At 57.3% G+C, this 24,033-nt stretch carries 18 protein-coding genes and 2 pseudogenes; 6 read left to right on the forward strand and 14 right to left on the reverse strand.

Translation table 11 applies throughout. The annotated features are described in order from the left end of the window. Positions 1–16: 16 nt before the first annotated feature. The 3 genes and pseudogenes from ACLH0I_RS10940 to ACLH0I_RS10950 form a co-directional block, all read right to left on the reverse strand. On the reverse strand, positions 17–1,432 hold the full coding sequence (locus tag ACLH0I_RS10940; protein WP_411387032.1) for an amino acid permease: 1,416 nt from the start codon (positions 1,430–1,432) through the stop codon (positions 17–19). Between the two features lie 152 nt (positions 1,433–1,584). Continuing rightward, a pseudogene (locus ACLH0I_RS10945) lies at positions 1,585–2,636 on the reverse strand (ornithine cyclodeaminase). 49 nt (positions 2,637–2,685) lie between these two features. Further along, the gene (locus ACLH0I_RS10950) at positions 2,686–3,720 is read right to left on the reverse strand and encodes a histone deacetylase family protein (protein WP_411387033.1); all 1,035 of its coding nucleotides are present in this window, start codon (positions 3,718–3,720) and stop codon (positions 2,686–2,688) included. 119 nt (positions 3,721–3,839) lie between these two features. Between ACLH0I_RS10950 and ACLH0I_RS10955 the strand changes: the two genes are divergently transcribed. Then, complete coding sequence (locus ACLH0I_RS10955) at positions 3,840–4,340, forward strand: Lrp/AsnC family transcriptional regulator (RefSeq protein WP_250963971.1); 501 nt, start codon at positions 3,840–3,842, stop codon at positions 4,338–4,340. Positions 4,341–4,388: 48 nt separating this feature from the next. On the opposite strand, the gene ACLH0I_RS10960 is transcribed toward ACLH0I_RS10955, so the two are convergent. The 8 genes from ACLH0I_RS10960 to proV all read right to left on the reverse strand — a co-directional run bounded on the left by ACLH0I_RS10960 (position 4,389) and on the right by proV (position 14,320). Further along, complete coding sequence (locus ACLH0I_RS10960; RefSeq protein ID WP_411387034.1) at positions 4,389–5,345, reverse strand: GlxA family transcriptional regulator; 957 nt, start codon at positions 5,343–5,345, stop codon at positions 4,389–4,391. A 10-nt stretch (positions 5,346–5,355) separates the two neighbouring features. After that, entirely contained in the window at positions 5,356–6,702 is a 1,347-nt protein-coding gene (dddP, locus tag ACLH0I_RS10965; RefSeq protein ID WP_411387035.1) for a dimethylsulfonioproprionate lyase DddP, read from the reverse strand. 164 nt (positions 6,703–6,866) lie between these two features. Beyond that, positions 6,867–8,357, reverse strand: a complete 1,491-nt coding sequence (locus ACLH0I_RS10970) for an aldehyde dehydrogenase (protein WP_411387036.1) — start codon at positions 8,355–8,357, stop codon at positions 6,867–6,869. 1 nt (position 8,358) lies between these two features. Further along, positions 8,359–9,261 (reverse strand): dihydrodipicolinate synthase family protein, encoded by a 903-nt coding sequence (locus ACLH0I_RS10975; protein ID WP_250963967.1) that lies wholly within the window; start codon positions 9,259–9,261, stop codon positions 8,359–8,361. Between the two features lie 131 nt (positions 9,262–9,392). Next, positions 9,393–10,712, reverse strand: a complete 1,320-nt coding sequence (locus ACLH0I_RS10980; protein WP_411387037.1) for an NAD(P)/FAD-dependent oxidoreductase — start codon at positions 10,710–10,712, stop codon at positions 9,393–9,395. A 316-nt stretch (positions 10,713–11,028) separates the two neighbouring features. Beyond that, on the reverse strand, positions 11,029–12,057 hold the full coding sequence (gene proX, locus ACLH0I_RS10985) for a glycine betaine/L-proline ABC transporter substrate-binding protein ProX (RefSeq protein ID WP_411387038.1): 1,029 nt from the start codon (positions 12,055–12,057) through the stop codon (positions 11,029–11,031). Between the two features lie 54 nt (positions 12,058–12,111). Further along, positions 12,112–13,065: a glycine betaine/L-proline ABC transporter permease ProW gene (gene proW, locus ACLH0I_RS10990; RefSeq protein ID WP_250963964.1), complete on the reverse strand. Its 954-nt coding sequence runs from the start codon at positions 13,063–13,065 to the stop codon at positions 12,112–12,114. A 94-nt stretch (positions 13,066–13,159) separates the two neighbouring features. Then, positions 13,160–14,320, reverse strand: coding sequence for a glycine betaine/L-proline ABC transporter ATP-binding protein ProV (gene proV, locus ACLH0I_RS10995; protein WP_411387039.1), 1,161 nt, complete (start codon positions 14,318–14,320; stop codon positions 13,160–13,162). Positions 14,321–14,653: 333 nt separating this feature from the next. Here proV and ACLH0I_RS11000 point away from each other — a divergent pair, with 333 nt between their 5' ends. The 4 genes from ACLH0I_RS11000 to ACLH0I_RS11015 all read left to right on the forward strand — a co-directional run bounded on the left by ACLH0I_RS11000 (position 14,654) and on the right by ACLH0I_RS11015 (position 19,111). After that, positions 14,654–15,622 carry a LysR family transcriptional regulator gene (locus ACLH0I_RS11000; protein ID WP_250963962.1) on the forward strand — a complete coding sequence of 323 codons (969 nt, stop codon included), beginning with the start codon at positions 14,654–14,656 and terminating at the stop codon, positions 15,620–15,622. A gap of 275 nt (positions 15,623–15,897) precedes the next feature. Beyond that, the gene (locus ACLH0I_RS11005; protein WP_411387040.1) at positions 15,898–17,133 is read left to right on the forward strand and encodes an aromatic ring-hydroxylating oxygenase subunit alpha; all 1,236 of its coding nucleotides are present in this window, start codon (positions 15,898–15,900) and stop codon (positions 17,131–17,133) included. A gap of 99 nt (positions 17,134–17,232) precedes the next feature. Continuing rightward, positions 17,233–18,126 (forward strand): dihydrodipicolinate synthase family protein, encoded by an 894-nt coding sequence (locus ACLH0I_RS11010; RefSeq protein ID WP_411387041.1) that lies wholly within the window; start codon positions 17,233–17,235, stop codon positions 18,124–18,126. Between the two features lie 97 nt (positions 18,127–18,223). Beyond that, positions 18,224–19,111: a DMT family transporter gene (locus tag ACLH0I_RS11015; RefSeq protein ID WP_411387042.1), complete on the forward strand. Its 888-nt coding sequence runs from the start codon at positions 18,224–18,226 to the stop codon at positions 19,109–19,111. A 703-nt stretch (positions 19,112–19,814) separates the two neighbouring features. Here the strand turns inward: ACLH0I_RS11015 and ACLH0I_RS11020 are convergent. Beyond that, on the reverse strand, positions 19,815–20,669 hold the full coding sequence (locus tag ACLH0I_RS11020) for a methyl-accepting chemotaxis protein (RefSeq protein WP_411387490.1): 855 nt from the start codon (positions 20,667–20,669) through the stop codon (positions 19,815–19,817). Positions 20,670–20,675: 6 nt separating this feature from the next. After that, positions 20,676–21,758: pseudogene (locus ACLH0I_RS11025) on the reverse strand (cache domain-containing protein); the annotation flags it as partial. Positions 21,759–22,047: 289 nt separating this feature from the next. Between ACLH0I_RS11025 and ACLH0I_RS11030 the strand changes: the two are divergent. Then, positions 22,048–23,091, forward strand: a complete 1,044-nt coding sequence (locus ACLH0I_RS11030; RefSeq protein ID WP_186709725.1) for a GlxA family transcriptional regulator — start codon at positions 22,048–22,050, stop codon at positions 23,089–23,091. Positions 23,092–23,208: 117 nt separating this feature from the next. On the opposite strand, the gene ACLH0I_RS11035 is transcribed toward ACLH0I_RS11030, so the two are convergent. After that, positions 23,209–23,622 carry a hypothetical protein gene (locus ACLH0I_RS11035; protein WP_411387043.1) on the reverse strand — a complete coding sequence of 138 codons (414 nt, stop codon included), beginning with the start codon at positions 23,620–23,622 and terminating at the stop codon, positions 23,209–23,211. Between the last annotated feature and the right edge of the window lie 411 nt (positions 23,623–24,033).

The raw sequence follows: 24,033 nt of genomic DNA on the forward strand, positions 1-24,033 counted from the left end.
CGATAGTGCCCTTGACTCAACCGAGTTGACTCGCCGACTCAACTGCACATTTGGGCTTGCGAAGGTGGGTCAACGGGTAGGCAATTGCCAGCCATACAAACCACCCTGGCATGACCATCAAGGCAATACGGGTGTCAGGTCTCAATGCCAACAGGCCCAGCACAAAACCCAAGAATGCCAATGAGATCCAGGCCATCGGCACCCCACCGGGCATCTTGTAGGCAGATTTCATATGAAGCTCAGGGCATTTTTTGCGATAGGCAATGTAAGACGCGAGGATGGTTGACCAAGTGAAAATAACCAGGATCGCCGACACGGTAGAGACGATGGTGAACGCTGTCATGACCTCCGGTACGATGAACAGCACGAGTACACCTGCCAGCACCAACAGCATGGTAAACACCAGGCTCAGCAGCGGTACGCTATTGCCCGATAGTCGCCGGAAAATGCCAGGAGCGTTGTCTTGGTTGGCCAGCCCGAAAAGCATGCGGCTGGACGAGAATACGCCACTGTTTGCCGAGGACGCGGCGGATGTCAGTACCACGAAGTTGACGATGCCAGCCGCTGCGGGGAAGCCTGCCACCAGAAAAAGTTCTACAAAGGGACTCTTGACCGGCGAAACCTGTTGCCAGGATGTCACGGCAATAATGCAGCTCAATGCGAGTACGTAGAACAAGATGATTCGCAGCGGGATGGAGTTGATTGCCTTGGGCAGGGTCTTCTCCGGAGATCGGGTCTCTGCCGCCGCGGTGCCGATCAGCTCGGTGCCCGCGAATGAGAAAATAGCCATCTGAAAACCGGCGAAGAAGCCGAGTAAGCCGTTTGGAAACGCAGCCTGCTTGTCCACCAGATGATTCAGGGATGCGGTGACGCCACTGGGGGAAGCGAAGGAACTGGCAATCATTACAATACTGACGCCAATCAGGGTCACGACGGCGATGATCTTGATGATTGCGAACCAGAATTCGACTTCACCAAACAGCCGGACCGTCAGCACGTTCAAGGCGAACAGTGTCGCCAACATCCCTATGGCCGGTATCCAGGCAGGTAGACCGGGGAACCAGTATTGAAAAAAACCGCCGACCACTACGGCATCGCCTATCACTGCAACGCTCCAGCTCAGCCAGTAAGACCAGCCGAGAAAAAATGCTGCGCGAGGGCCCAGGTAGGCGCCGGCGAAATCCGCAAAGGTTTTGAAATTCAGATTGGAAAGTAGCATTTCGCCCATGGCGCGCATGACGAAGTAAACGAACAACCCGATGATCATATAGATGAGGATGATCGACGTGCCGGAGAGTGCAATGATCTTTCCGGAGCCCATGAACAGGCCTGTTCCAATGGCCCCTCCCATGGCCATTAACTGAATGTGGTGATTGCTGAGGGTGCGCTGCAGCGCAGGCTGTTCAACCAGCTCTGATGAACTCGATTTCATTTCAAAACCTCTTGATCTTATGTTTTTTGAGTTTTGGCAGAAAGGTGGACGTCTAGCGTTGTTGTTGGAGACGCAATGGCTAGCGACGGCGGTGTGTCTGTCTGGACGGTGAGGGGCCCCTTGATACACGGTCTCGGGGCGTCACCATTGGGTCAATTGGCTGCGCGCAATCGCTCGGCTTTGGCCGGCGGTTGATCAATCAACTGGTAAAGGTTTTTTATGTTCTCGGGCTTTGGCACCAGGTGAATAGGCTTGCCGGCTTGATGCTCCTGCGCCATGCGTGCAGATAGCGAAGTGACGAAAAGTCCTCCAGGGCAAAGCCCACCGAGTCGAATACCGTGACCTGTTCGTCGCTCTCGCGTCCCTGAACTTCACCTTGCACAATCCGGAAAAACTCAACGACGGGTGAATCGGCTTCCAGTTGCTGGATGTCACCTTCAATCCGTGTTTGCGGTTCGAACTCGACGATGACTCGGGCATTACGCAGGATGTCGGCGTGCAGTTCGGTTTTGCCCGGGCAGTCACCGCCGACGGCGTTGATATGCATGCCGGGCTCAATCATCTCGGGCGTCAGAATGGTTGCGTAGGTTTTGTCGGCAGTGACGGTGGTGACAATGTGTGCACCCCTGACCGCCTCCTGTACGGAGTTGGCCAGCGTCACTTTGATCGTGGGAAAGGCCGCCAGGTTGTGCTTCAACTTGTGTGACGCGTCGCGATCGATATCGAAGATTCGGATTTCATCGATGCCCAACATTTCATGGAAAGCCAGCGCTTGAAACTCACTCTGGGCGCCATTGCCGATGATCGCCATAGAGCTTGTACCTGCACGGGCAAGCGATCGCGCAACCAATGCCGAGGTGGCTGCGGTGCGTACAGCGGTTGTCAGTGTCAGTTCACTGAGCAGGATTGGATAGCCACTTTGAACATCGGCCAGCAGGCCGAAGGCCATGACCGTCAGCAAGTTTCTCTGGCCATTGTCCGGATGGCCATTCACGTACTTGAATGAATACTGCTGGCCGTCGTCGGTAGGCATCAACTCGATCACACCGTCCGCAGAATGATTGGCCGTGCGCGGCGATTTATCAAATTGCGTCCAGCGTAGGTAGTCCGCTTCGATGTACGCCGCCATTTCACTGATCGCCCGGCGGATACCGACCTTGGCAAACAGGCGTGCGGCATCATCGACATCAATAAAAAGAGTCATGTTCTTATTCTCCAATCCAGTCATGAAACGCTGTAGGGCGGGGGGATTCTCAAGCGCGTTTGCTCTCGAAACCATGCAGTACGTTCACCGCATTGATGCCGATTTCATCGACCATATAGCCCCCTTCCATCACGAAGAGGGTGGGGCAGCCAACGCTCGCAATCAGCTCGCCAATCCCGATGAAATCATCGCTTTCCAACAGAAAGTGGCTGATGGGGTCGTCTTTGAACGTGTCGACGCCCAGTGATATCACCAACACTTCGGGCGCGAATTGCTGGAGCTTTTTACAGGCATGGAGCAGGGCGTTGCGGTAGCTTTCCCAGGTAGTGTTCTTCGGCAAGGGGTAGTTGAGGTTGTAGCCTTCGCCATGGCTGGCGCCGACCTCGTGGCTGAAGCCCGAGTAGTACGGATAGGACACGGTCGGTTCGCCGTGCAGCGACACGAACATGACGTCACTTCGCTCGTAGAAAATATTCTGGGTGCCATTGCCATGATGGAAATCGACGTCCAGTACCGCGACACGTCTGGCGCCTTGGGTGATGGCCTGTTGTGCAGCAATGGCCGCGTTGTTGAGATAGCAATAACCCCCCATGTATTCACGTGCCGCGTGGTGGCCCGGCGGACGACAAAGGGCAAAGGCACTGTCGTGACCTTCATCGATCAGTGCCAGGCCTGTCAGGGCGATATCGGCGCTGGTTTTTGCCGCTTGCCACGTGGTGGCGGTAATCGGTGAGCCGGCATCCATTGCATAAAAGCCGAGCTTGCCGTCGATGAAAGTGGGTACGTGTTCATTGGCCAGATCACGCACCGGCCATACCAGTGGCAAGGCGTCATGCGTACGTCCTGTCGCACACCATTGTGTCCAGGCGCTTTCCAGAAAACTGACGTAGCGCTCACTGTGCGCGTTGACGTAACACGATCGGTCAAACATACGCGGTTCGACGATCTGGCCAAGACCTACCTGCTTGACGCGGTGGTGAACGGTGTCGGCCCGACTGGGTTGTTCGAACGACGGCTTGAGCACGCCGTCTTTCAATTCGGTGCCGTGGTGCAAACGGTGGGAATCACTGAAAACTGTAAACATTCTGCGCATCCGTCAATTTAAGCCAGTGCAAATATTCTGTTCTGGTATTGAGGCGATTTCTTTGCTTTGTTTTCGTGCTTTGCTAGATTAATCGGGCGCTTTGACTCAGGAATACCAAATTGAAGAAAAATCTATCCAAACGCATCAGCCTCGACGAGACCGATCTGGCGATTCTTGAGTTATTGCAAGAGGACGCGAGTATTTCCAACGCTGAACTCAGCGAGCGACTCTCATTGAGCCTTACGCCTTGCTGGCGACGGCGCAAACGAATGGAAGAGGCGGGGGTGATAAAGGGCTATCAGGCAAACCTTGACCGAAGAATGCTCGGGCTGGACATCATGGCTTTCGTGCACATCCGCTTTTCCACCCACGCCGATCACGCACCGGATGCCTTCGAGGCGGTGATTGCGCAACTGCCGCAGGTGCTGTCCTGCCACAAGATCACCGGGGACGCCGATTACGTGCTGCAAGTGCTGGCGGAGGATCTTGATAGCTACAGCGACTTTATCGAGCAGGTGCTCAGGCGTCAGGTCGGTATTGCCTCGATTCAGTCGAGTCTGGCTTTGCGCGAGGTAAAGTCCAGTAACCGGATTGCGATCCCCAAACCGATTAGGCACTGAATGGGAGACGTGTGCCTCGTCCTTACCCTAGGCCCAGCTTCGCAGCCCTCATAATTCGTGGCGACGTTCCCTCGACGGCGGGTATCCAAAAAAGGAGCTGTAGCATTTACTGAAGTGTGGGGTTGAGACAAAGCCGCAGGCAATCGAAACATCGATGATTGCCAAGCGTGAATTCTGTATCAGGTGTTGGGCGCCTTTAAGTCGCAGTTCCAGGTAATAGCGCTGGGGAGGGACGCCCAATTGTTCCTGGAAAAGACGTTGCACCTGACGTCTTGATAATTGAACACACTCGGCGAGTTGATCCGGGCCCAGCGGTTCTTCCAGGTTACTCTCCATCAAGGTGATGATTTCTCGTAGCGGGGCGCTGACCTTGCCGTCTTGAACCTGTACTGAAGTCCGAAACCTGGATTGGTCATGATCCAACAGGTCAAAAACTGCGTTCGCGACGTTCTGATCAAGCGCTTTGTAAAGCCACTTCATCATCATTTGAAAAGCGCCCGCGGGGCTCGCCGCCGTGAGCCGGTCTCGATCGAATACCACGGCGTCCAACGTGACGTTCGTGTTGGGCGAAAATTCGGATAACGCGATCCGTTGTTCTGCGTGAATGGCACAGCGGTAGCCATCCAGCAGCCCGGCCTTGCCCAGATACCAGGCGCCATTCCATAGCCCTCCGAGCGCGATGGGCATGCTGGCGAGTTTGTTCAATAGTTTCACCAATCCATCAGGCACGACTCTAGGCGTGCGCAACCCCCCGCAGACAATCATCAGATCCAGGGCGGCGATCCTGATGTCCGTCAGGGGGGTATCCGGCCTGATGGGGATGGCCAGGTCGCTGATGACTTCGGAGTCGTTTCGACTGAATGTATGAATTTTTACCGAGCCTGGCCGGATCAGATTGGCCGTCACGAGCACGTCCAGGCATTGCGTGAAGCACGTCAGGGAAAAGTTCTCAAGCAAGAGAAAACCGATGCTTGATGGTTTATGGCCTTCAGTTAAATGGCTCATCAATCAAGCTTCATATGTGTAGAAAGCTGTCGTCGAAGGGGTAATGCGTCAACAACTCATAGCCGGTTTCAGTGACCAGTAATTGGTTCTCCAACTTGATGCCATCGCGGCCACCCACTTCACCCACATACGCCTCGACACACAGGGCCATCCCCGCTTGCAGCTCGCCCTCGTATCCGTAGGACTCCAGGTCCTCTGGATAGCGAATGCTCGGGTATTCGTCGCACAGGCCGACGCCGTGATAAAGCACACCATAGCGTTGAGCGCGGCAGGACTCGGGCAGCCGATGGGCCTTGGCGGTCAGTTCCGTGAAGCGCACGCCCGGCTTGATCAACTCGGTGTTATGGACGATATGGTCATGGGCAATTCGATACAGGCGTTTCTGTTCGGCCGTAGGTTCCAGTCCTCCACAAATCCAACTGCGGGACATGTCCACGCACATGCCGTAGGTGCCGATCAGATCGGTGTCGAACGACAACAGGTCGCGGTCGCTCAACACCCGTGGGCCAGACTCCTGGAACCAGGGGTTGGTGCGAGGACCGGAACTGAGGATGCGCGTCTCGATCCATTCGCCACCACGGCGGATATTGCCCGAATGCAGGGCGGCCCAGACGTCGTTTTCGGTCGCACCGGCGCGCATTGCCTGGTGCATTTCGGCCACTGAGGCTTCGCACGCGGCCACCGCGCAGCGCATCGCCTTGATTTCATCCGGGCCTTTGATCATGCGCGCGAATTCGGTGACTTCCTGGCCGCTGCAAATCTCGATGGCCAGGGCATCCAATGCGCGTACGCCGGCGACTTCGATTCGGTCTACCGCCAGGCGTCGGTTGGCCCCGGCGTGCTGGCGCAGCAACTCGTCGATTTGCGCGGCGAAATGCCTGGCGTGTCGATCCGTGTGCTCGCCGGTCTCGAAAAAGAAAAAAGACGCGCCGCTGCGCAATTCTGTAACCAGCGGCAAATGGGCGGAAAGGTGATCGCAGCCATGGAAGTCCCACAACACGACGTGCCCACTGGCGGCGACGAAGCAGGCCCGTGCGGGGTTATGGGTCGTCCACAGCTGCATGTTGGTGGTGTCGGTCGCGTAGCGAATATTCAGCGGATCGAATAACAGAATGCCGCCCAGGTCACGGGCGACCAGTTGATCGACAATTCGTTGCAGCCGGTACTTGCGCAGGGTGGGCAAATGGGGCGGTTCCAGGCCCAAACGCTCCCACTCCGCGAACGCCAGGGGAGTGGGGCCTATTTCGACGCGGTCGTTGTCATTGACGGAGCCATCTTTTTTTAAGGCGGTTGCACGCTGCCTGGCGGGGTCGATGCGCCGAGCATTGGCTGGAATCGAAAAAGGTGAAGTCTTCATGATGGCGTCCAGTGTTCAGTCTGCTTGAGGTATTGCCAGCTGTGCCGGCCTCATCGCGAGCGAGCTCGCTCCCACAGGGTCATGTGTACGCCGGAGGAATGTGGGAGCGAGCTTGCTCGCGATGAGGCCAGTACAGCCGCCACAAAATCGCGATCTCGAACAGGTTATGAAGCATCAATCCAGATGGTCTTCAGCTCGGTGTACTGGTCGTGTGCCCAGACCGATTTGTCGCGACCCCCAAAGCCAGACTCCTTGTAGCCGCCGAACGGCGTGGAGGCGTCGCCTTCGCCGAAGCAGTTGACCGTGACCACGCCCGCACGAATTTCCCGCGACAGGCGCAAGGCATTGCGCAGGCTGCCGGTATAGGCGGAGGCCGCGAGGCCGTAGACCGTGTCGTTGGCCAGCTCGATGGCTTCGTCGATCGTGCTGAAGCTGGTCACGCTCAGGACCGGTCCGAAGATCTCCTCGATAAACAGGCGACTGTCACGTTCGACGCCATCGATGATGGTCGGCTGCACGAACACGCCGGACTCGGTCTCGCCCCCTTGCATCACATTGAGTTTGTGCTCGGCTGCGTATTCCAGATAAGAACGGACTTTGTCGAAATGGGTTTTGCTGATCATGGCGCCGAGGCGATTTTCAGGATCCAGCGGGTCACCCATTTTCCAATCGCGCAGATGCTTGCCGATCAGTTGCAGCAGCTCATCCTTGACGTCTTTATGGACAATCAGCCGCGAGGAAGCCGAGCAGTTCTCGCCCATGTTCCAGAAAGCGCCGGCCGTCACATACTGGGCAACCTGATCGAGGTCTTCGCAGTCATTCATCACCACGGCGGGGTTTTTACCCCCCAGTTCCAGCACCACGCGCTTGAGGTTCGACTCGGACGCGTACTTGAGGAACAACCGGCCCGTGTCGGTCGAACCGGTGAAGCTGACCATCGCTACATCCATGTGTCGACCGATTGGCTCGCCAGCCTCCCGGCCGCCACCCGGGGTGATGTTGAACACGCCTGGCGGAATACCGGCCTGATGGGCCAGCTCGGCCACACGCAGCGCGGTCAGGGTGGTTTCCTTGGCCGGCTTGACCACGATGGAACAGCCTGCGGCCAAGGACGGGCCGATCTTCCAGGCCAGCATCAACAGTGGGAAGTTCCACGGCAGGACCAGGCCGACGACGCCGATCGCTTCGCGCACCACCAGGGTGACCGCACCGTGGCCGGTCGGCGCGGTACTGTCGTACACCTTGTCGATCAACTCCGCATGCCAGCGCAAGGTATGGATCGTGTCGGGCACATCGACGTTCTGGCATTCGCTGACAGGCTTGCCACTGTCCAGGCTTTCCAGCACGGCGAGTTCGTGGGCGTTGTCTTCCAGCAATTGGGCGAAACGCAGGAGCACCTGCTTACGTGCGCCGGGTGACAGCTTATGCCAACGACCATCCTCGAAGGCTTGCTTGGCGGCCGCCACGGCAACGTCGACGTCACGGGTATCGCACGCCGCGATCTCTGCAAGCTGCTCACCCGTGGCCGGGTTCGTCGTGATGAAGGTTTTTCCAGAGAGGGCATCACGGAACTCGCCGTTGATGAACGCTTGGGTAGGAAATTTCAACTGGGCGGCGATGGCCGCGTACTGTTCTTTGCTCAGTAAATCAGCCATTTCAGACACCTCCAGTGATCTGCGCGATGTTGCGCTTGAGCTCGGTGACGACGCCTTGCAGGGCCTGCTTTTCCTCAAGGTCCAGGCCATGCAGAGGGGCGCGCAGGCCACCGGTGCGCAAGCCGTTCAGTTCACAGCCGTACTTGATGGACTGGACAAATTTTCCGCCCTCCAGGAAGTCCATCAGCGGCATCATCGCCGCCATGATGCGTCGGCCTTTGTCGAAGTCCTTTTCCACCACGCAGGCCTCGTACAACGCGACGTGCTCGCGGGGAATGAAGTTGGAACCGGCACACACCCAACTGCGGGCGCCCCAGGCGAAAAACTCCAGGGCTTGATCGTCCCACCCGCATGACAGGGCGATGTGCGGGTACTTGCAGGCCAGACGGTGCATCTGCGCCATGTCACCGGAGCTTTCCTTGATGGCGACGATGTTTTTCACATCGCTGACTTCGTCGAAGAACTCCTCGCCCATGCTCACGCCCATGCGGCCTGGATAGTTGTAAAGCATGATGGGCAGACCGGCGGCGCGGTCCACCGCCTTGACATGCAGGGCGATCTCTTTTTGCGTCGGCAGTGCATAGGGTGGCGAGCCCACCAACAACGCATCGGCCTTGATGGCCTTCGCCGCTTCGGCGTAGGCGACCGAGTCTTCGGTGCGGATGGCGCCGGTACCGACGATCAGTGGCAGACGCCCGCGCAATACGTCCTTGGCCTGGGCGGCCAGGTCGAAACGCTCCTGGGCGGTGTGTGCGTAATATTCGCCAGTCGAGCCGCCTATAATGATGCCGTGGACCTTGGAGTCGACCAGATACTCCAGGACTTCGGCGAAGGCGGTCTTATCGATACTGCCGTCAGAGGTCAGCGGCGTAACGGCCGGTGTGTAAATGCCTTCAAACTTCATTGATCTCGCTCCAGTTAGTGTCAATGCCTATCAAGCGGCGCTAGCCAGTCAGCGCAGCCTTTTTAACCAAGAGAACCGCTCGCAGAAGATCGAGCGAGCAGCTCCAACGTCTTCAAGTTTCTTCGATATGATTAACTTTCTTTACCAGCGCGGTATTGCCCCCAGCGCAAACTTATATTGACGCCCGCTGAAACCAGCGGCGCGGGTGGGTTAGGGCAGGGGCCGGGTGATTTCAAGACAAAATCAATGAGCTCGGATTGTTCTCCAGCCAGCCAATCCGCCAAGAGTTTGCCGGTCGCCGTCCCGCGGGTAACACCTAATCCGTTGCAGCACAGAGCTCCATAGACGTTGGGTGAAAGTTCGCCGAAATAACCCATATGGTTACGTGAAAGAGCCAGTGCGCCGCCCCAGGTATAGTCGAAGTTCATTTCAGGCAGCATGGGAAAGCGTTGTTCGAAAGAGGCCTGGTGCCTGGCGACAAAACGTTTCAAGTATTTTGCATCGCTGCGGCCGTCCGGGTTGAAGCTGAAACTATTACGGATCAGAAGACGGTTATCCGGTGTGCGACGTACCGTAGTACCGAATGGATCCGCAGGAATGACGCCCCAATAAGGCCGGCCACCGAGGCGAGCCTGTTCTTGCTCGGTCATGGGGCGGGTCAGGCTGGCGTAGGTGAACACCGGCAGCATGCGGCCCTTCAGGAAGCCGAAACTCATGCCAAAGGCATTATTGGTCAGGATCAGTTTGTCCGCGGTAATTGAACCCGCGGCGTGCGTGAGTACTGTCTTGGTGCCGTATTCCACATGGGTGATCGCGGTGTTTTCGTATAGCGTCACGTTGCTGGGAAGGCTGTCGGCCAAGCCTTTGACCAGCGCCGAAGGCTGAAGCAAAGACGTCCCTGGCGTAAATAACGCCTTGCGGTAGAAATGCGTGCCGATATGTTCGGGCAGTTCGCTGGCCTCGATCATCTGGTAGGGCTGATCGAGTTTATCGAGTCCGCGACGGTAGGCCTCCAGGACGGCGATGCCCCGTGGCTCAACGGCTGCCTGGTATTTGCCGCAATGCTTCATTTGGCAATCGATGCCGTGGCGTTCAACCAACTCTTTTAAATAATTCAGGCCACTCAGGTTAAGTTTCAGTGTGGTTTTCGCCGTGGCGATATCGCCGATGTAGTCCTCGGCAGCGATGTCATGGGGCAGGTCGATAGCGAACCCTGCATTACGACCGGAAGTGCCAAAGCCCACTTCCTGGGCGTCAATCAACACGATCTGATCGTCGGGGAAGTGAGTCGCGAGCTGCCGGGCGGCGGCAAGGCCGGTGAAGCCGGCACCGACAATCACCCAACGGGCACTGCCATGGCCTTGATGGGCGGGCTTGATCTGGCGCCCCTTGCTCAAGTGGTACCACCCGCAAGATTGATCATCGGCAGGCAATGAAGATACTTTTAACATTTCAAGATCCTGTTCATTCAACCGATCCGATGCCAGTCATGCAAAAAAAGCTGTTTGGTAACTTCAAGTGAACTGAGTATTTAACGGCCGTAACGGTTAAGTTTTTTGCAGTTTTAATTGGCTGTAGGGCCAGCGCCAAATTTATTCTGGTGATTGCTTGATATCCAACAACATTTAATAGAGGAAACAGATAATCCTCCGTTATAAGTAATCGAAACGGGCCTTTCGGTTGGCTTTTACTGATTAAATTCTACGTGGAACGGAACGTCATTAAAGGGGCGGGGCAGTCATCGACTTGTCCCGCCTCTTATCTGTATTAATTTTTCGTTTGTGTCGCCGCAGCGCGAGCGGTTTGCAACCATGCATCAAATTGCTGGCGATGGGCTGCCACCCACTCCTTGGCGTGACGGCGGATATCCGCTGGCTTTTTCTCACCTTCTTGCATTTTCAAGTTCTGGGCGCTTTCGTCAGCCGTGGTAATTTGCATCACCGAAAGGAACTTCAAGGCCGCCGGGTTTTTCTCGGCGAAGTCTTTGTTCAGCACGGCCTGGACTTTGTCTACCGCAAAGCCAAGGTTCTTGCCCTTGTACATGGTGTCGACAGTATTGTTGCCATCAGGCAAGTCGGTTTTCGGTACTTCCAGCCACACCACGTCCTTGTCTTCGACCAAGACAGTGGCGATCCACTGTGGGACCCAGGTGAAGTACAGAATCGGCTGCCCTTCCTTATAACGAGTGATGGTGTCCGCCATCAGTGCGAAATAAGAACCCTGGTTGACGGTGACCGTCTTTTCGAGGCCGTAGGCCTTCATGTGGTGCGCGATGACCAACTCGCAGCCCCAGCCAGGATTGCATCCCGTCATGTCCGCCTTTCCGTCGCCGTTGGTGTCGAACAGTTTGGCGATTTCCGGTTTTTTCAGGTCGGTGATGTATTTGATGCCATGGGCGTCGGCGGTCTTTTTGTCGATCAAATAACCTTGGAGTACGCCGGGCATGATGTCGCCCGCCTTGACCATGGTCTTATCGCCCCCGGCCTGCTGATAGAACTTATCGTGCAATTTGTCCCACAAGTGCACCGTAAAGTCCGCATCACCACTGCCCAGGGCCATCATCATGACCCCGTACTCGGTCTCCTTGGGTTCCTGCACCTTGTAACCCAGCTCTCGAAGACCTTCCATGGCCACTTCACCGCGGAATCGTTCCTCTGCGATAGAAGGGAAGATGGGGGTGATTTTTACACCGTCGCCCGGTTGGTTGGCCGAGGCGTTTGCGTAAAGCGACATCGCCGCTATGGCGAGGGCTGTAGCGCAATTGAGAATGCTGCGGGAAAGCTTGAATTCAGACATCTTCGCGTACCTTTTTGGTTTTATCTTCGTGTGCGGCAGATCGAATACGGGGGTTTAAGCTGTCTTGCTCCTTCCCACCGGTTGTTTCGCCCCGAACAAGCGCAGAACAAAGCCGACAGGACCGGTGTGATACCAGCGCAGGCTCGGGTCGGCCCCGGTGCGAGCGCCCATGGCCTGGGTCAGTCGGTCAAGGAAGATGGCGAGCAGCACCAGGCCAGTCCCGCCGACCGTGGCCAAGCCCATGTCCAGGCGACCGATGCCGCGCAGGACCATTTGGCCAAGGCCGCCCACCGAGATCATCGACGCGATGACCACCATCGACAGCGAGAGCATCAGGGTCTGGTTGAGTCCAGCCATGATGGTGGGCGTCGCCAGGGGCAACTGGACGCGGGTCAGCATCTGCCGCGGCGTGCAGCCGAACGCGCGGGCCGCTTCTATCTTGTCCTCCGGGACCTGGCGGATGCCCAGGTTCGTCAGGCGCACCAGAGGGGGGAGGGCGAAGACAATGGTGACAAGGATGCCCGGCACGTTGCCGATGCCGAACAGCATGACGACAGGGACCAGGTAAACGAACGCCGGCAATGTCTGCATGGCATCGAGTACGGGCCGCAAGATTCTTTCCAGGTTGTCGCTACGGGCGCAGAGAATACCCAGGGGTATCCCTAGCAAGGCGCAAAAGAAGACTGAAGTCAGTACCAGCGCCAAGGTGGTCATCGACTCGGACCAGACACCGATAAGGCCCAGCAGGGTGAGCGTCACAAAACACAGCAAAGCCATGCGTTTACCGGCCAGCTGCCATCCCAGCAAGGAAGACAGAATGATCCCGATGCTGGGTGGGATGCTCTGCAACGTGTACTCGACGCCGTTCAGTACCTGGTCAATCGGCCAGCGGATGGCGCGGAACACATCGCGAAAGTTGTGTACCAGGAAATTCAGGGTGCTTTCCACCCAGTCACCCAATGGAATAGTGAGGACTTGAAACGGGTCGAGAAAACTGAACTCGGACATCAGGGTTTACCTCTTCATCATCACCGCAGCGGCGTTATGAAGGCCGCAGGTACTTCAGGTCAGGGACGCGCCAGCGTAGAGGGGCGCGCCTGGATTAATGGCGGCTCAGCGTTTGCAGTAACTCGCTCTTTGATAGCGTCCCGGTGAGGGCGCCCGAACGGTCGAGTACAGGGACCGGGTAGGGCAGGTTGGCTGCGATTTCCAGTACTTCGTGCAGGGGGGTATCGGTAAAGACGGGATGCTGTTGGTGCTGGGTGTAATGCGTGCTGCCACCTGCGCCGCTGGTATCGATATCCACGACCCCGAGCAATTGCCCGCCTTCATCGATCAAGTAACCGAACGGGAGGCCGGCCTTGAACTGTGGCGCTTGGCCGTTCAGCTTGCGAACCCATTCCGGATCGAGCCTGGCCACGTCGCCTGCCTTGAGGATCCGGGAGCTGTCGAAGCCTTTGAAGAACGTGCGCACATAGTCATTGGCCGGTTGACTGATCAGCTCTTGAGGCGTGCCGATCTGTACCACCTGGCCGCCCTCCATGATCGCGATCCGGTGACCGATGCGGACGGCTTCCTCGATGTCGTGGGAAATGAAGATGATGGTCCGCTTCTGCTCGGCTTGCAGGCGAATGAGTTCTCCCTGCATCTCGCTGCGGATAAGCGGGTCCAGGGCGGAAAAGGCTTCGTCCATCAGCAGGATGGTCGGGTCGTTGGCCAGCGCACGGGCCAGGCCTACCCGTTGTTGCATGCCGCCGGAAAGTTGATGCGGATAGCTGTGCTCCTGTCCGGCAAGACCGACCTGGCTGAGGGCTTCCCTGGCGCGGCTATGCCGTTCCTTTTCACTGATGCCGGAAATCTCCAGGCCAAAGGCGGTGTTTTCCAGAACGCTCATGTGCGGCATCAAGGCAAAGGACTGGAACACCATGCCCATCTCTTTGCGACGGACATCCAGAAGGGCTTTATCAGCCAGCCCGGTAATTTCGCGCCCGTTAAGATAAATACTGCCTGACGTGGGCTCGATAAGGCGGTTGAACAATCGCACCATCGTCGACTTCCCAGAACCTGAGAGCCCCATGATCACAAAGATCTCGCCACGCTTGACGGCAAAGCTGGCGTCGAAAACACCGATGACTTGGCCTGTTTTTTCAAAGACTTCTTTTTTGCTTGCCCCGGCGTCGAGCATTTTCATCGCCGTTTCAGGTTGTGCGCCAAATATTTTAAAAACGTTCTTAACAGAAATGATTTCGTCTGAACTCGTCATTGCGTCCCTCCTTTGCGTGTAACGCTACAAGCGCACGAAATCAAATTGAATTCGAACGTTGGTAATTTAGGCGGGCAGGAATAAAAGATGGATCTGCGCATGACATGTACCTGTTTTTTATTGTTTGCCCTTGGGCTCGGGCTTTTTTTCAATCTATAAGTATCCTGGTTTTAAATCCAACAACATTTACAGGGCTTTATGGATAACCTAACGTTATCCAGACCCGCCGAAACGACCGCCTTGGCCCAATCACGACGCGTTGGTATGGCCTGGGCTAGGCTATTGAGTTAGGCTCCGCCGCTTCCGCGGATGACAGGAGGATGAGGGCTTACCATGCTCAGCAGACACGTAGACCCTGATACATTGCTGCTTAGAATGCCTTCCCTTCGGGCTGTCAGAGCATTTGTCGCCGCCGCTAAATATGAAAGCTTCACGCGGGCAGCGGAGGCGCTGTGCGTATCGCAAGCCGCGATCAGTCGGCAGATTCGAGAACTGGAGGACTCGTTGGGCGCTCAACTGTTCATGCGTGCCGGGCGCACGGTAGAACTAACCGCCGAGGGAAAGATTTTTTTCGAGGCGGCGCAACTGTCCTTCGTTAATATCGCACAGGCGGCTGAAAGGATTCGTACCGCGCCGACGCAGAAACATATCCTGACGGTTTGTTGCTCACCGGCCTTTTCTGCATTGTGGCTGTCAGAGCATCTTCCGGAGTTTCGTGCGACTAACCCGGATATTGAGTTTAACCTGATTACCACTCAGAACTTTGTGAATATGGAGCCGGGCGTAGAGCCGGACATCATCATTTCAAAAATTCGCAAAGTGGGAGACGGGTACAAGAGTTATCAGTTGTGCCACGATATTATTTATCCTGTTTGCTCTCCAGCGTTTTTGGACGCGCATCCCGAACTGACCTCGCTGGAAGGGGTGCGCGATTCTTCGCTGCTCAACCTGAGTCCCTATGGACGGTCGGGCGTGGCTGAACATGTGGATTGGGGGGTATGGCTGGCCTTTCTGAACGTTGATATCGATGAGCGTCCTTCCGACTGTCCGCCTATTTTTCATGCCAATGATTACAACCTGATCATGAACATGGTCCTGACCCATCAAGGCGTCGCACTGGGCTGGAACCAGCTGGTCGGGGCAATGGTCGAGCGAGGGCAGCTCGTTCGCCCTGTCGAGCATCAAGTGACGCTTCGAAACAGCCTTCATTACGTGGCCTGCAATGAACGGACTGAATACGAAGATGCCTGCCGGAGAGTGCGCGACTGGATCCTTTCGAAATTTTCCAGGTGGAGCGTATAAATTCCCCCGCTTCCTTCAAGTCTTCTCGGTCGGTAGCGATGGTCGGCACGGTATTTTCTGGATTCGCTGGGTCATAACGCTAAGTTATCAGTTGAACGACGAAAATGTAGTTTTGCCGGCTGGGCAGGCTACCGTACCCTTCGTGTTAAACATGGTTGAAAAATATTAATTCAACGGCGGCGTTGGACATTCCAGCGCGCAGGATCCGTTGGCCATGACACCGTTTTCTGGGCGTACTTGCCATTAACCGTCAGGTTGATGTGAAGAGGATAATAATGAATACCAAGGCATCCGTGATCGGCCTGATTGAAAAACGTAAGGCGCGCCACGCGCTTCCCCGTGAACTGTATATTGAACCTGAGGTTTTTCGTCAGGATCTTGAGCAGATTTGGCACAAGGATTGGATCTTTGCGGGGCATACTTTCGAGCTTGAAAAGCCCGGGCAATACTTGACGCTGCAAATCGGCGACTATCCTGTCTTGATCATCAGGGATAAAATTGGCCAGGTCCGGGCTTTTCATAATGCCTGTCGTCATCGTGGTTCTAAAGTTTGCGAACACGCCCAGGGTAAAGTCGCGAAACTCGTCTGCCCTTATCATAAGTGGACGTTTGAACTGGATGGCAATCTTTTGTTTGCCGGTAATATGGGCGCCGATTTCGACAGGTCTCAATACAACCTGAAAGCTGTTCATTGTGAAATTGTTCATACCTATATTTATGTCTGCGTCGCTGACGAGGCGCCTGAGTTCGAAAGTTTCAGGCACTCTGTAAGCCCTTTCATCGCCCCCCATTTCCTCGATAACTGCAAGGTGGCTTTCGAGTCAAACCTCATCGAAAAGGGTAACTGGAAGCTCGTATTTGAAAACAACCGCGAGTGTTTCCACTGTGACGGTACGCATCCCGAGTTGATGAATTCTTTTGTCGAGAACCTTTCGGTGGCCGGGGTCGGGGGCGAAGATGATCCAGAACTGACCGCCCACTGGAATCGCTGCGAAACCGCGGGTATGCCCAGCAAGCTGGTCATGGATCCGAATGGCCGTTTTCGTATGACGCGCATTCCACTGTCCGCAGGCGCCGTGAGTTACACCATGGACGGTAAACCTGCCGTGGCGGGACGCTTGGATAAAAGCGGCGAGCCGGATATTGGCGCCTTGCTCTACTTTAACTATCCGTCTACCTGGAACCACTTTCTCGGCGATCACGCCTTGAGCTTCCGGGTGCTTCCGATCGGCCCCGGCGAAACGCTGGTGACGACCAAATGGCTGGTGCCCAATACTGCCGTTGAAGGTGTGGACTATGAGATTGACCGGCTGACGAAGGTCTGGCTGGCCACCAACGATCAAGACCGTCGTTTGGTAGAAGGCACGCAGGCCGGTGTGACCTCGCCGACTTACGAGCCGGGACCCTTTTCGGACATTGCGGAAAATGGCGTGTGCCAGTTCGATGATTGGTACTGCGAAACCATGCTGACGCGCCTCCAGGCCCAGATTCCACTTGAATCGGTGAGCTGATTTTCCTGAGACGATATGTGTTGCCACTACTGCGTGCAAACAGCCCGGGAAGGGCTGTGGGTGCGTCCGATCAGGAAACAAGAAAGGGGGCACGACCCAATGTCCGCATTCGCTTTTTCCGGCCTCAACCTGGCCGTGACCACGCCGTTCGATGCCCAAGGCAAGATTGACTATCCACGCTTCGAGACGTTGCTCGAGCGCTATCTGGCTGCTGGCGTCCAGGGTTTTGTCCTGAGCTCGGGGACTGGCATGCATGTCTACCTGAGCCAGGAAGAGTCCCGACAACTGGTGGCCTTCGGCGCCAAGGTCCTCAAGGGGCGTGCTCGCGTTATTGTGCAAACCTCTGCCTTGTTGGCGGACGAAGTGGTGCAGCGCACCCGTCATGCCGTTGAATGTGGCGCCGACGGCGTCATGGTGTTGCCACCGTTTTTCGAAGGCCCGACCGACGACCAGGGCATCGTCGATTTCTACTCGACGGTGTCGGAGGCCGGGTTGCCGATCATAGGCTACAACGTGCCCCAGGCGGTGGGCGTAGAAGTGACCCCGTCGCTGTTTCGCCGGCTGAGCGAGATACCCCACTTCGTCTCGGTCAAGGACAGCAGTGGTGACCTTGCCGCCCAAGCCTCGCTGATCCGCACGGGGCTGCCGACGATGAATGGCGCCGACGCGCTGGTACCCTACGCGCTCTTCGCCGGTGCCGCGGGCTTGATCTGGGGCGGGGCGAACATGGCCCCGCGCGCTTGCGTTGCCGTGGTGGAGGCTGCCATGAAACAGGACTGGGCACGTGCCCGGGAGGTTTGGCGGTCGATCGAGCCGGTGATGTCGTTGATCTGGCAGGGTGACTATGTGCAGTCGGTCTACGCCGCTGCCGAGATCACTGGTTATGGGGCGGGGAATCCGCGTCGGCCCTTGGCGCGTTTGTCCGCCGATAAAATCGATGTGCTCAAGGTTGCCCTTGCGCCGTTGATCGCGCTCGAGTCTGAGCTCGCCTGACAACCGGGCCCGGCTTACGATGACGCGAATGGCGTGCCGGGGCATGGATGATGCCTGGCGTCACGAAGCAACAATTTCCCTCCAGATGGAATGATCCATGAGCAATCAGTCGGACAGCGCTGCACGAGCTTATGACGTTCCCAGGCCCCAGTTCGGCATTCTCCTGTGCCTGCTCTCCATGCTGGTGTTTGCCAGCCAGGATGGGATCACCAAGGTGCTGGTCAAAGACCTTCCCGTCGCGCAGTTGGTGATGGTGCGCTATTGGGCGTTCCTGGCTTTTGCTGTCGGTTATAGCGTCTATCAGGGCAGCCTGCGGACCGCGTGCCGAAGCCGCCATCCTTGCCTGCAGGTCATCCGTGCATTGGTCGGGGTGGGTGAAATCGTGCTGTTTGGATGGGGGCTGCGCTATTTGGGACTGGCGGAGATGCATGCCCTGTATGCGGTGTTCCCTTTGATGACACTGGCGTTGGCTGGGGTGTTCCTGGGTGAGTTCATCGGCGTGCGTCGATGGGTTGCCGCCGCCGTGGGCTTCGCGGGGACGCTGGTCATCCTTCGGCCTGGCACTGGTGTCTTCGAACTTGTAGCGCTGATTCCGCTGGCGTCTGCCTTGGGATTCGCGGTTTTCAGCGTGCTGACGCGTCGGATCAGCCAGCATGATTCGTTCGCCACGAACATGCTGTACATGGGCTTCTTCGGCGCGATCACCATCACTTCGGTAGGTCTTCCTGGATGGGTGGCGCCGAGCCCGACGCAATGGGGCCTGATTGCGGTACTGTCCACGACAGGCGTGGTGGCCCAGCTGTTATTTCTCCAGGCGCTGAAGTATGCAACCGCGGCCACGCTCCAGCCGTTCAACTACACGCTGCTGGTGTTTGCCACGCTGATTGGCCTGTTGGTATTCGGCGAACTGCCAGACACCTGGACGGTGGTGGGGGCGTGTCTGGTGATTGCCGGTGGCATGTATGCGATCAAGGCGAAAGGTTAGTGGCCTGGCAGATACCGAGCAACACAGACATGCGTACCGCTCAAATCCACTGTGGGAGCGAGCTTGCTCGCGAAAGCGGTATGCCTGTCACTGGGATGCTGGATGTCCCACCGCCATCGCGAGCAAGCTCGGCTCCCACAGGGTTTTGTGGTGAATGCAGATATCGCTGACACCACAAGTCCATTGTGGGAGCGAGCTTGCTCGCGAAAGCGGTATGCCTGTCACTGGGATGCTGGATGTACCGCCGCCATCGCGAGCAAGCTCGGCTCCCACAGGTTTTTGTGGTGAATGCAGATATCGCTGACACCACAAGTCCACTGTGGGAGCGAGCTTGCTCGCGAAAGCGGTATGCCTGTCACTGGGATGCTGGATGTACCGCCGCCATCGCGAGCAAGCTCGGCTCCCACAGGGTTTTGTGGTGAATGCAGACATTGCTGACACCACAAGTCCACTGTGGGAGCGAGCTTGCTCGCGAAAGCGGTGTGCCTGTCACTGGGATGCTGGATGTACCGCCGCCATCGCGAGCAAGCTCGGCTCCCACAGGGTTTTGTGGTGAACACAGACATTGCGTACAGCTCAAGTCCACTGTGGGAGCGAGCTTGCTCGCGAAGAGGCCGGCACATCCAGCCTATTCATTGGCTGTGACAACGCCTTCGCGAGCAAACCGCCGCCACATTTGATCTTCAGTGGACGTAAGCCCGGTTTAGAACTTGAAGCGTCCCACCAACCCCTTGAGCTGTCCGGAAATATCCGTCAAGCGCCCCGAGCCGGTCTGCGCCGTGTGAGCAAACTCTTCAACCAGCTGCGCATCGGCATGAATCTGCGCGATGTGCCGGTTGATGTCCTCGGCGACCTGGTGCTGTTGCTCTGCAGCCGTGGCGATCTGCGTGTTCTGGTCGCGAATCGAGTCCACCGAGTTGCGGATCTTGTCGAAGCTGTCCCGCGCCTGCTGGATGCGCTCGACGCTGGTGTGTGACACCTGCAGGCTGCTTTGCATCTGCTGGGTCACTTCCTGGGTGCGCCGTGCGAGGTTGCCCAGCAGGCTGTCGATCTCGCCGGTGGAGTCGGCGGTGCGGCGGGCCAGGGCCCGTACCTCATCGGCTACCACCGCAAAGCCGCGACCCTGGTCACCGGCGCGCGCGGCCTCGATGGCGGCGTTGAGGGCCAGCAGGTTGGTCTGCTCGGCGATGGAACGAATGGTGTCGAGGATGGTGTTGATGTTCTTGCTGTCCTGTTCCAGCGCCTGCATGGTCTGGGTCGACTGCTGCAGGTCCTCGCTCAGTTTCAGCACGCTGCCCGTGGCTTCGCCGATATGATGCTGGCCATCATGTACATCGCGATAGCCCTCGTCCGCACTGGTGGCGGCCTGGCTGCACGAGCGGGCCACTTCGTTGGCGGTGGCGACCATTTCGTTGAACGCGGTGCTCACCAATTCCACGGCCTGGCGTTGGCGCCCGGCGGCGTCGTTCATGTTCTGGGCCACGTGGCTGGTATCGGCTGCGGCGGTCTGCAAGTCGGAAGAGGCGCTGCCGATGCGCTGCATCAGTTGCGCGATCATGCCCAGGAATTGGTTGAACCAGCCCGCCAGGGTGGCCGTTTCGTCCTTGCCTTGCACCGAGAGTTTACGGGTGAGGTCGCCTTCACCCTCGGCGATTTCCTGCAGGCCGTTGGCTACGCCGCGAATCGGCCGCACGATGACGCTGGCGAAACTGGCGCCCACCACAGCGAAGACCACGGCCAGCGCGGCGGCGATGACGGCGATCAGCCAAGTCAGGCTCGAAGCCTCGGCCATCACTTCATCGCGCTTGATCAGGCCAATGAAGCGCCAGCCCAACCCTTTGGAACTGACCACGTTGGCCATGTAGGGCACGCCGTCGATCTCGATCTGGGTCACGCCATCGCTGCTTTTGGCCAGTTCGGCATAGTTGGGGCCCAAGTCGGCCAGCGGCTTGAAGTTGTGCTTGGCATCGGCGGCGTCCACCAGGACGTTGCCGTTGGCTTCCACCAGCATCAGGTAGCCACTGTCGCCCAGCTTGATGTTCTTCACCAATTCGGTCAGTTGCTTGAGCGACACGTCCAGGCCGACCACGCCCACCAGCTTGCCGGCGGCATCGGAAACCGTGTGCACGATGCCGATCAACGACACATCATCCGGCGCCCAATAATAAGCGTCGGTGCGCACGGTGGTACCCGGCGCGGCGATGGCCGCCTTGTACCATGGACGCACCCGTGGGTCGTAGTTGGAGATTTTGGGGTCGTCAGGCCAACTGGCATACCCGCCGTCGGCCAGGCCCAGGGAAAGGTAGGCGGTCGTCGGGTGACTCTTGGCGAATCGGTCGAAGATCTCCAGAAGCTGTTTGTTGTTCTCGGTAAGCGGGATTTGTGCGGCGTCGGCACCGGCGTAGTTTTTCAGATCCTTGGCTGCGACGATCCGTGGATCCTTGGCGAAGTATTCGACGTTCTGGCTGATGCCATCGAAGAACTGCTTCATGCCGTTGTCGATCTGGCGGATTTCTCGGCCGCTGCTGTCCAGGAAGTTGGCTTTCGCAGCGTCGCGCAGGTTCAGTACGACAAGCACCGCCACCAGGATAACGGGAAGGCAGGCGATGGTCGCGAACGCCCATGTCAGCTTCTGTTTGATATTCATGACTTCTCCCGCGGAATATTTTAAGTGTTGGGACGGCGGAAACAGCTGTGGTTGGCGTTGCGAGTCTCTGGAAGGGAAAAGCGCCCATGCCTACTGCCAGTGTATCGACCAAAGTCGTAGGCACTTGAGGCTCGCCTTTTTTGGCGCGGGCCGACCGGTAGACGGCGCAGGTGCGAATGCAGCCGGCTTGACTTGCCTGGAAGATAACGTGGTCTGTCCTGCGCCTTCGCCCTGCGGCAGGGCACCCACGTGCAGCCAATCCTCATCTTTAATGTACTAACGAGGCCCTATGCCAAGCGCATTCGAGAGCGTACTCAAAAACAAGAACATGGCTTATCGGCCACTTGGATCGGCACCCGCCAGCCAGGCGCCGATCCGCGTCGCGTTTGTATTGATGGACAACTTCTCGATGATGTCTTTCACCGGCGCCGTGGACGCGCTGGTGACCGCCAACCTGATGAGCGACATGCCCCTCTACGAGGTGCTGACGGTGGGGGTGTCGGGTGGGCAGGTGACGAGCGACCTGGGCATTGTCATCTCGACGGACATCGAACTGGCGCAGATACCGGAAAACCAGGATGTGCTGATCGTTGCCGGGGGCTTTCGCGTGAAGTTGCAAGGCCATCCCTTGCTGCGCCGCAAGCTGCGGGCCAATGCAACGTCCGGGGCGATCCTGGGCGGGCTGTGGAACGGTGCCTTCTTTGTGGCGGATGCCAATCTGCTGGATGGTTTCGAGTGCGCTGTTCACCCCGAAAGCCGCGCCATGATGGCGGAGGTGTTCCCCCATGTGAAGGTGTCCAATCGAGCCTATGTGGTTGACCGGGAGCGGGTCAGTTGCGCGGGTGCCAACAGTTCGCTGCGCATGATGCTCCAGTTGATCCGCCAGACGGGCGGGGCGATGTTGGTGGGGGCTATCGAGGAAATCCTGCGTTGCGATGAGTCCGGCGAGGATGCGACAGACCTGCCGCCGGTTTTTGTCGAGACCGACCCGACGCTGCCGGAAAGCCTCAAGTTGGCGTTGGAACTGATGTGGCAGAACGTAGAAGAGCCCTTGACCATCGATGAGCTGGCGGCGTGCGTAAAGATTTCCAAGCGCCAGTTGGAGCGGCGTTTCTGCAGTTTTCTCGGTGCGACCCCTACACGTTATTACCTGGAGCTGCGCCTGACGCGCGCGCGCCAACTCATCCAGCAGACCAATCGGTCCGTGACCGAAATCGCCGTGGCGACAGGTTTCGTCAGTTCGCCGCACTTCCAGCGTCGTTTTCGGGATTTCTTCGGTGTACCGCCTGGCAGCTACCGTTCGAAATCGGAGCGCAAGCAAGCCTTGCGATGAAGGCGCTGGTTGATCAGAGATGAATATCTAGGGCGGGGAGAGGGCGTTGCCGGAGCTGTGCGGGAGCCAGGTGGAGCAAGCCTTGCTCCCACACAGCTCCCGCGTCACCGACACAAATCAGCTGTTATCGTCGGTTTGTGTTTCGGTAGGCAGGTCTTCGGTTTGCGGAGCGGCTTGCGATGCGGTCAAGGTCGTCTCCTTGCACAGCGTCTTGCCGACTTCGTCGGCGATCGAGCCGTCGATGATTCGTCCTTGCATCTGGTCGAACTCGGCTTCCTCCACCCCTGCGAGACTGTTGTACATGCCCATGTGCCGTACATTGCGGCTGGCACAGTCGAGTTCCAGTTTCGTGTAGTTGGTGAAGTAAGTGCCCTTTCTCTGCACGGTGGCCTGGATGGCTGAACCGCTGTCGACAGACGAGACGATGGAGTACACGGCATCCGAATCATCGTATAGGTATTTGATGTTCTGGACGTCCGCGGTCGCACTGCACGCAATCGAGATTAAAGCGAAGGATATGGCGGTTTTCATGCTTTCTTCCGTGAATAAGCAAGTCAGGAGAGAATTAGTGGCAAAGTGAAATCATTTTGCCTAGGCTCTAGCGTTGGGTCAATTTGCTTTGGGCAGTATTAATGACCGTCGGTCAGAAACGAAATATTTTCGGGAACTTTATAGGTCGACGTACCTCGTGGCAACAGACGAGCGCGTTCAGATTAGACGATGATGCTGTCCGAGGCGTGCTGTAGCTCCACTAGATCAAAGCCTGAATTTGACCCATCGGCTGACTTTTTTTAGACGTTTTTCGTCTGAGGTGCATTGTGGGAGCGAGCTTGCCCGCGATGGCGTCAGGTCAGTTGATACTCATGTGACTGACACTCCGCCATCGCGAGCAAGCTCGCTCCCACAGGGGTTAGAGGTTGATCCATGTCATCTGTGGCAGTT

This window comes from Pseudomonas sp. MPB03 (genome assembly GCF_046605385.1).
In the GTDB taxonomy this organism is placed as follows: Bacteria; Pseudomonadota; Gammaproteobacteria; order Pseudomonadales; family Pseudomonadaceae; genus Aquipseudomonas; species Aquipseudomonas zanjanensis.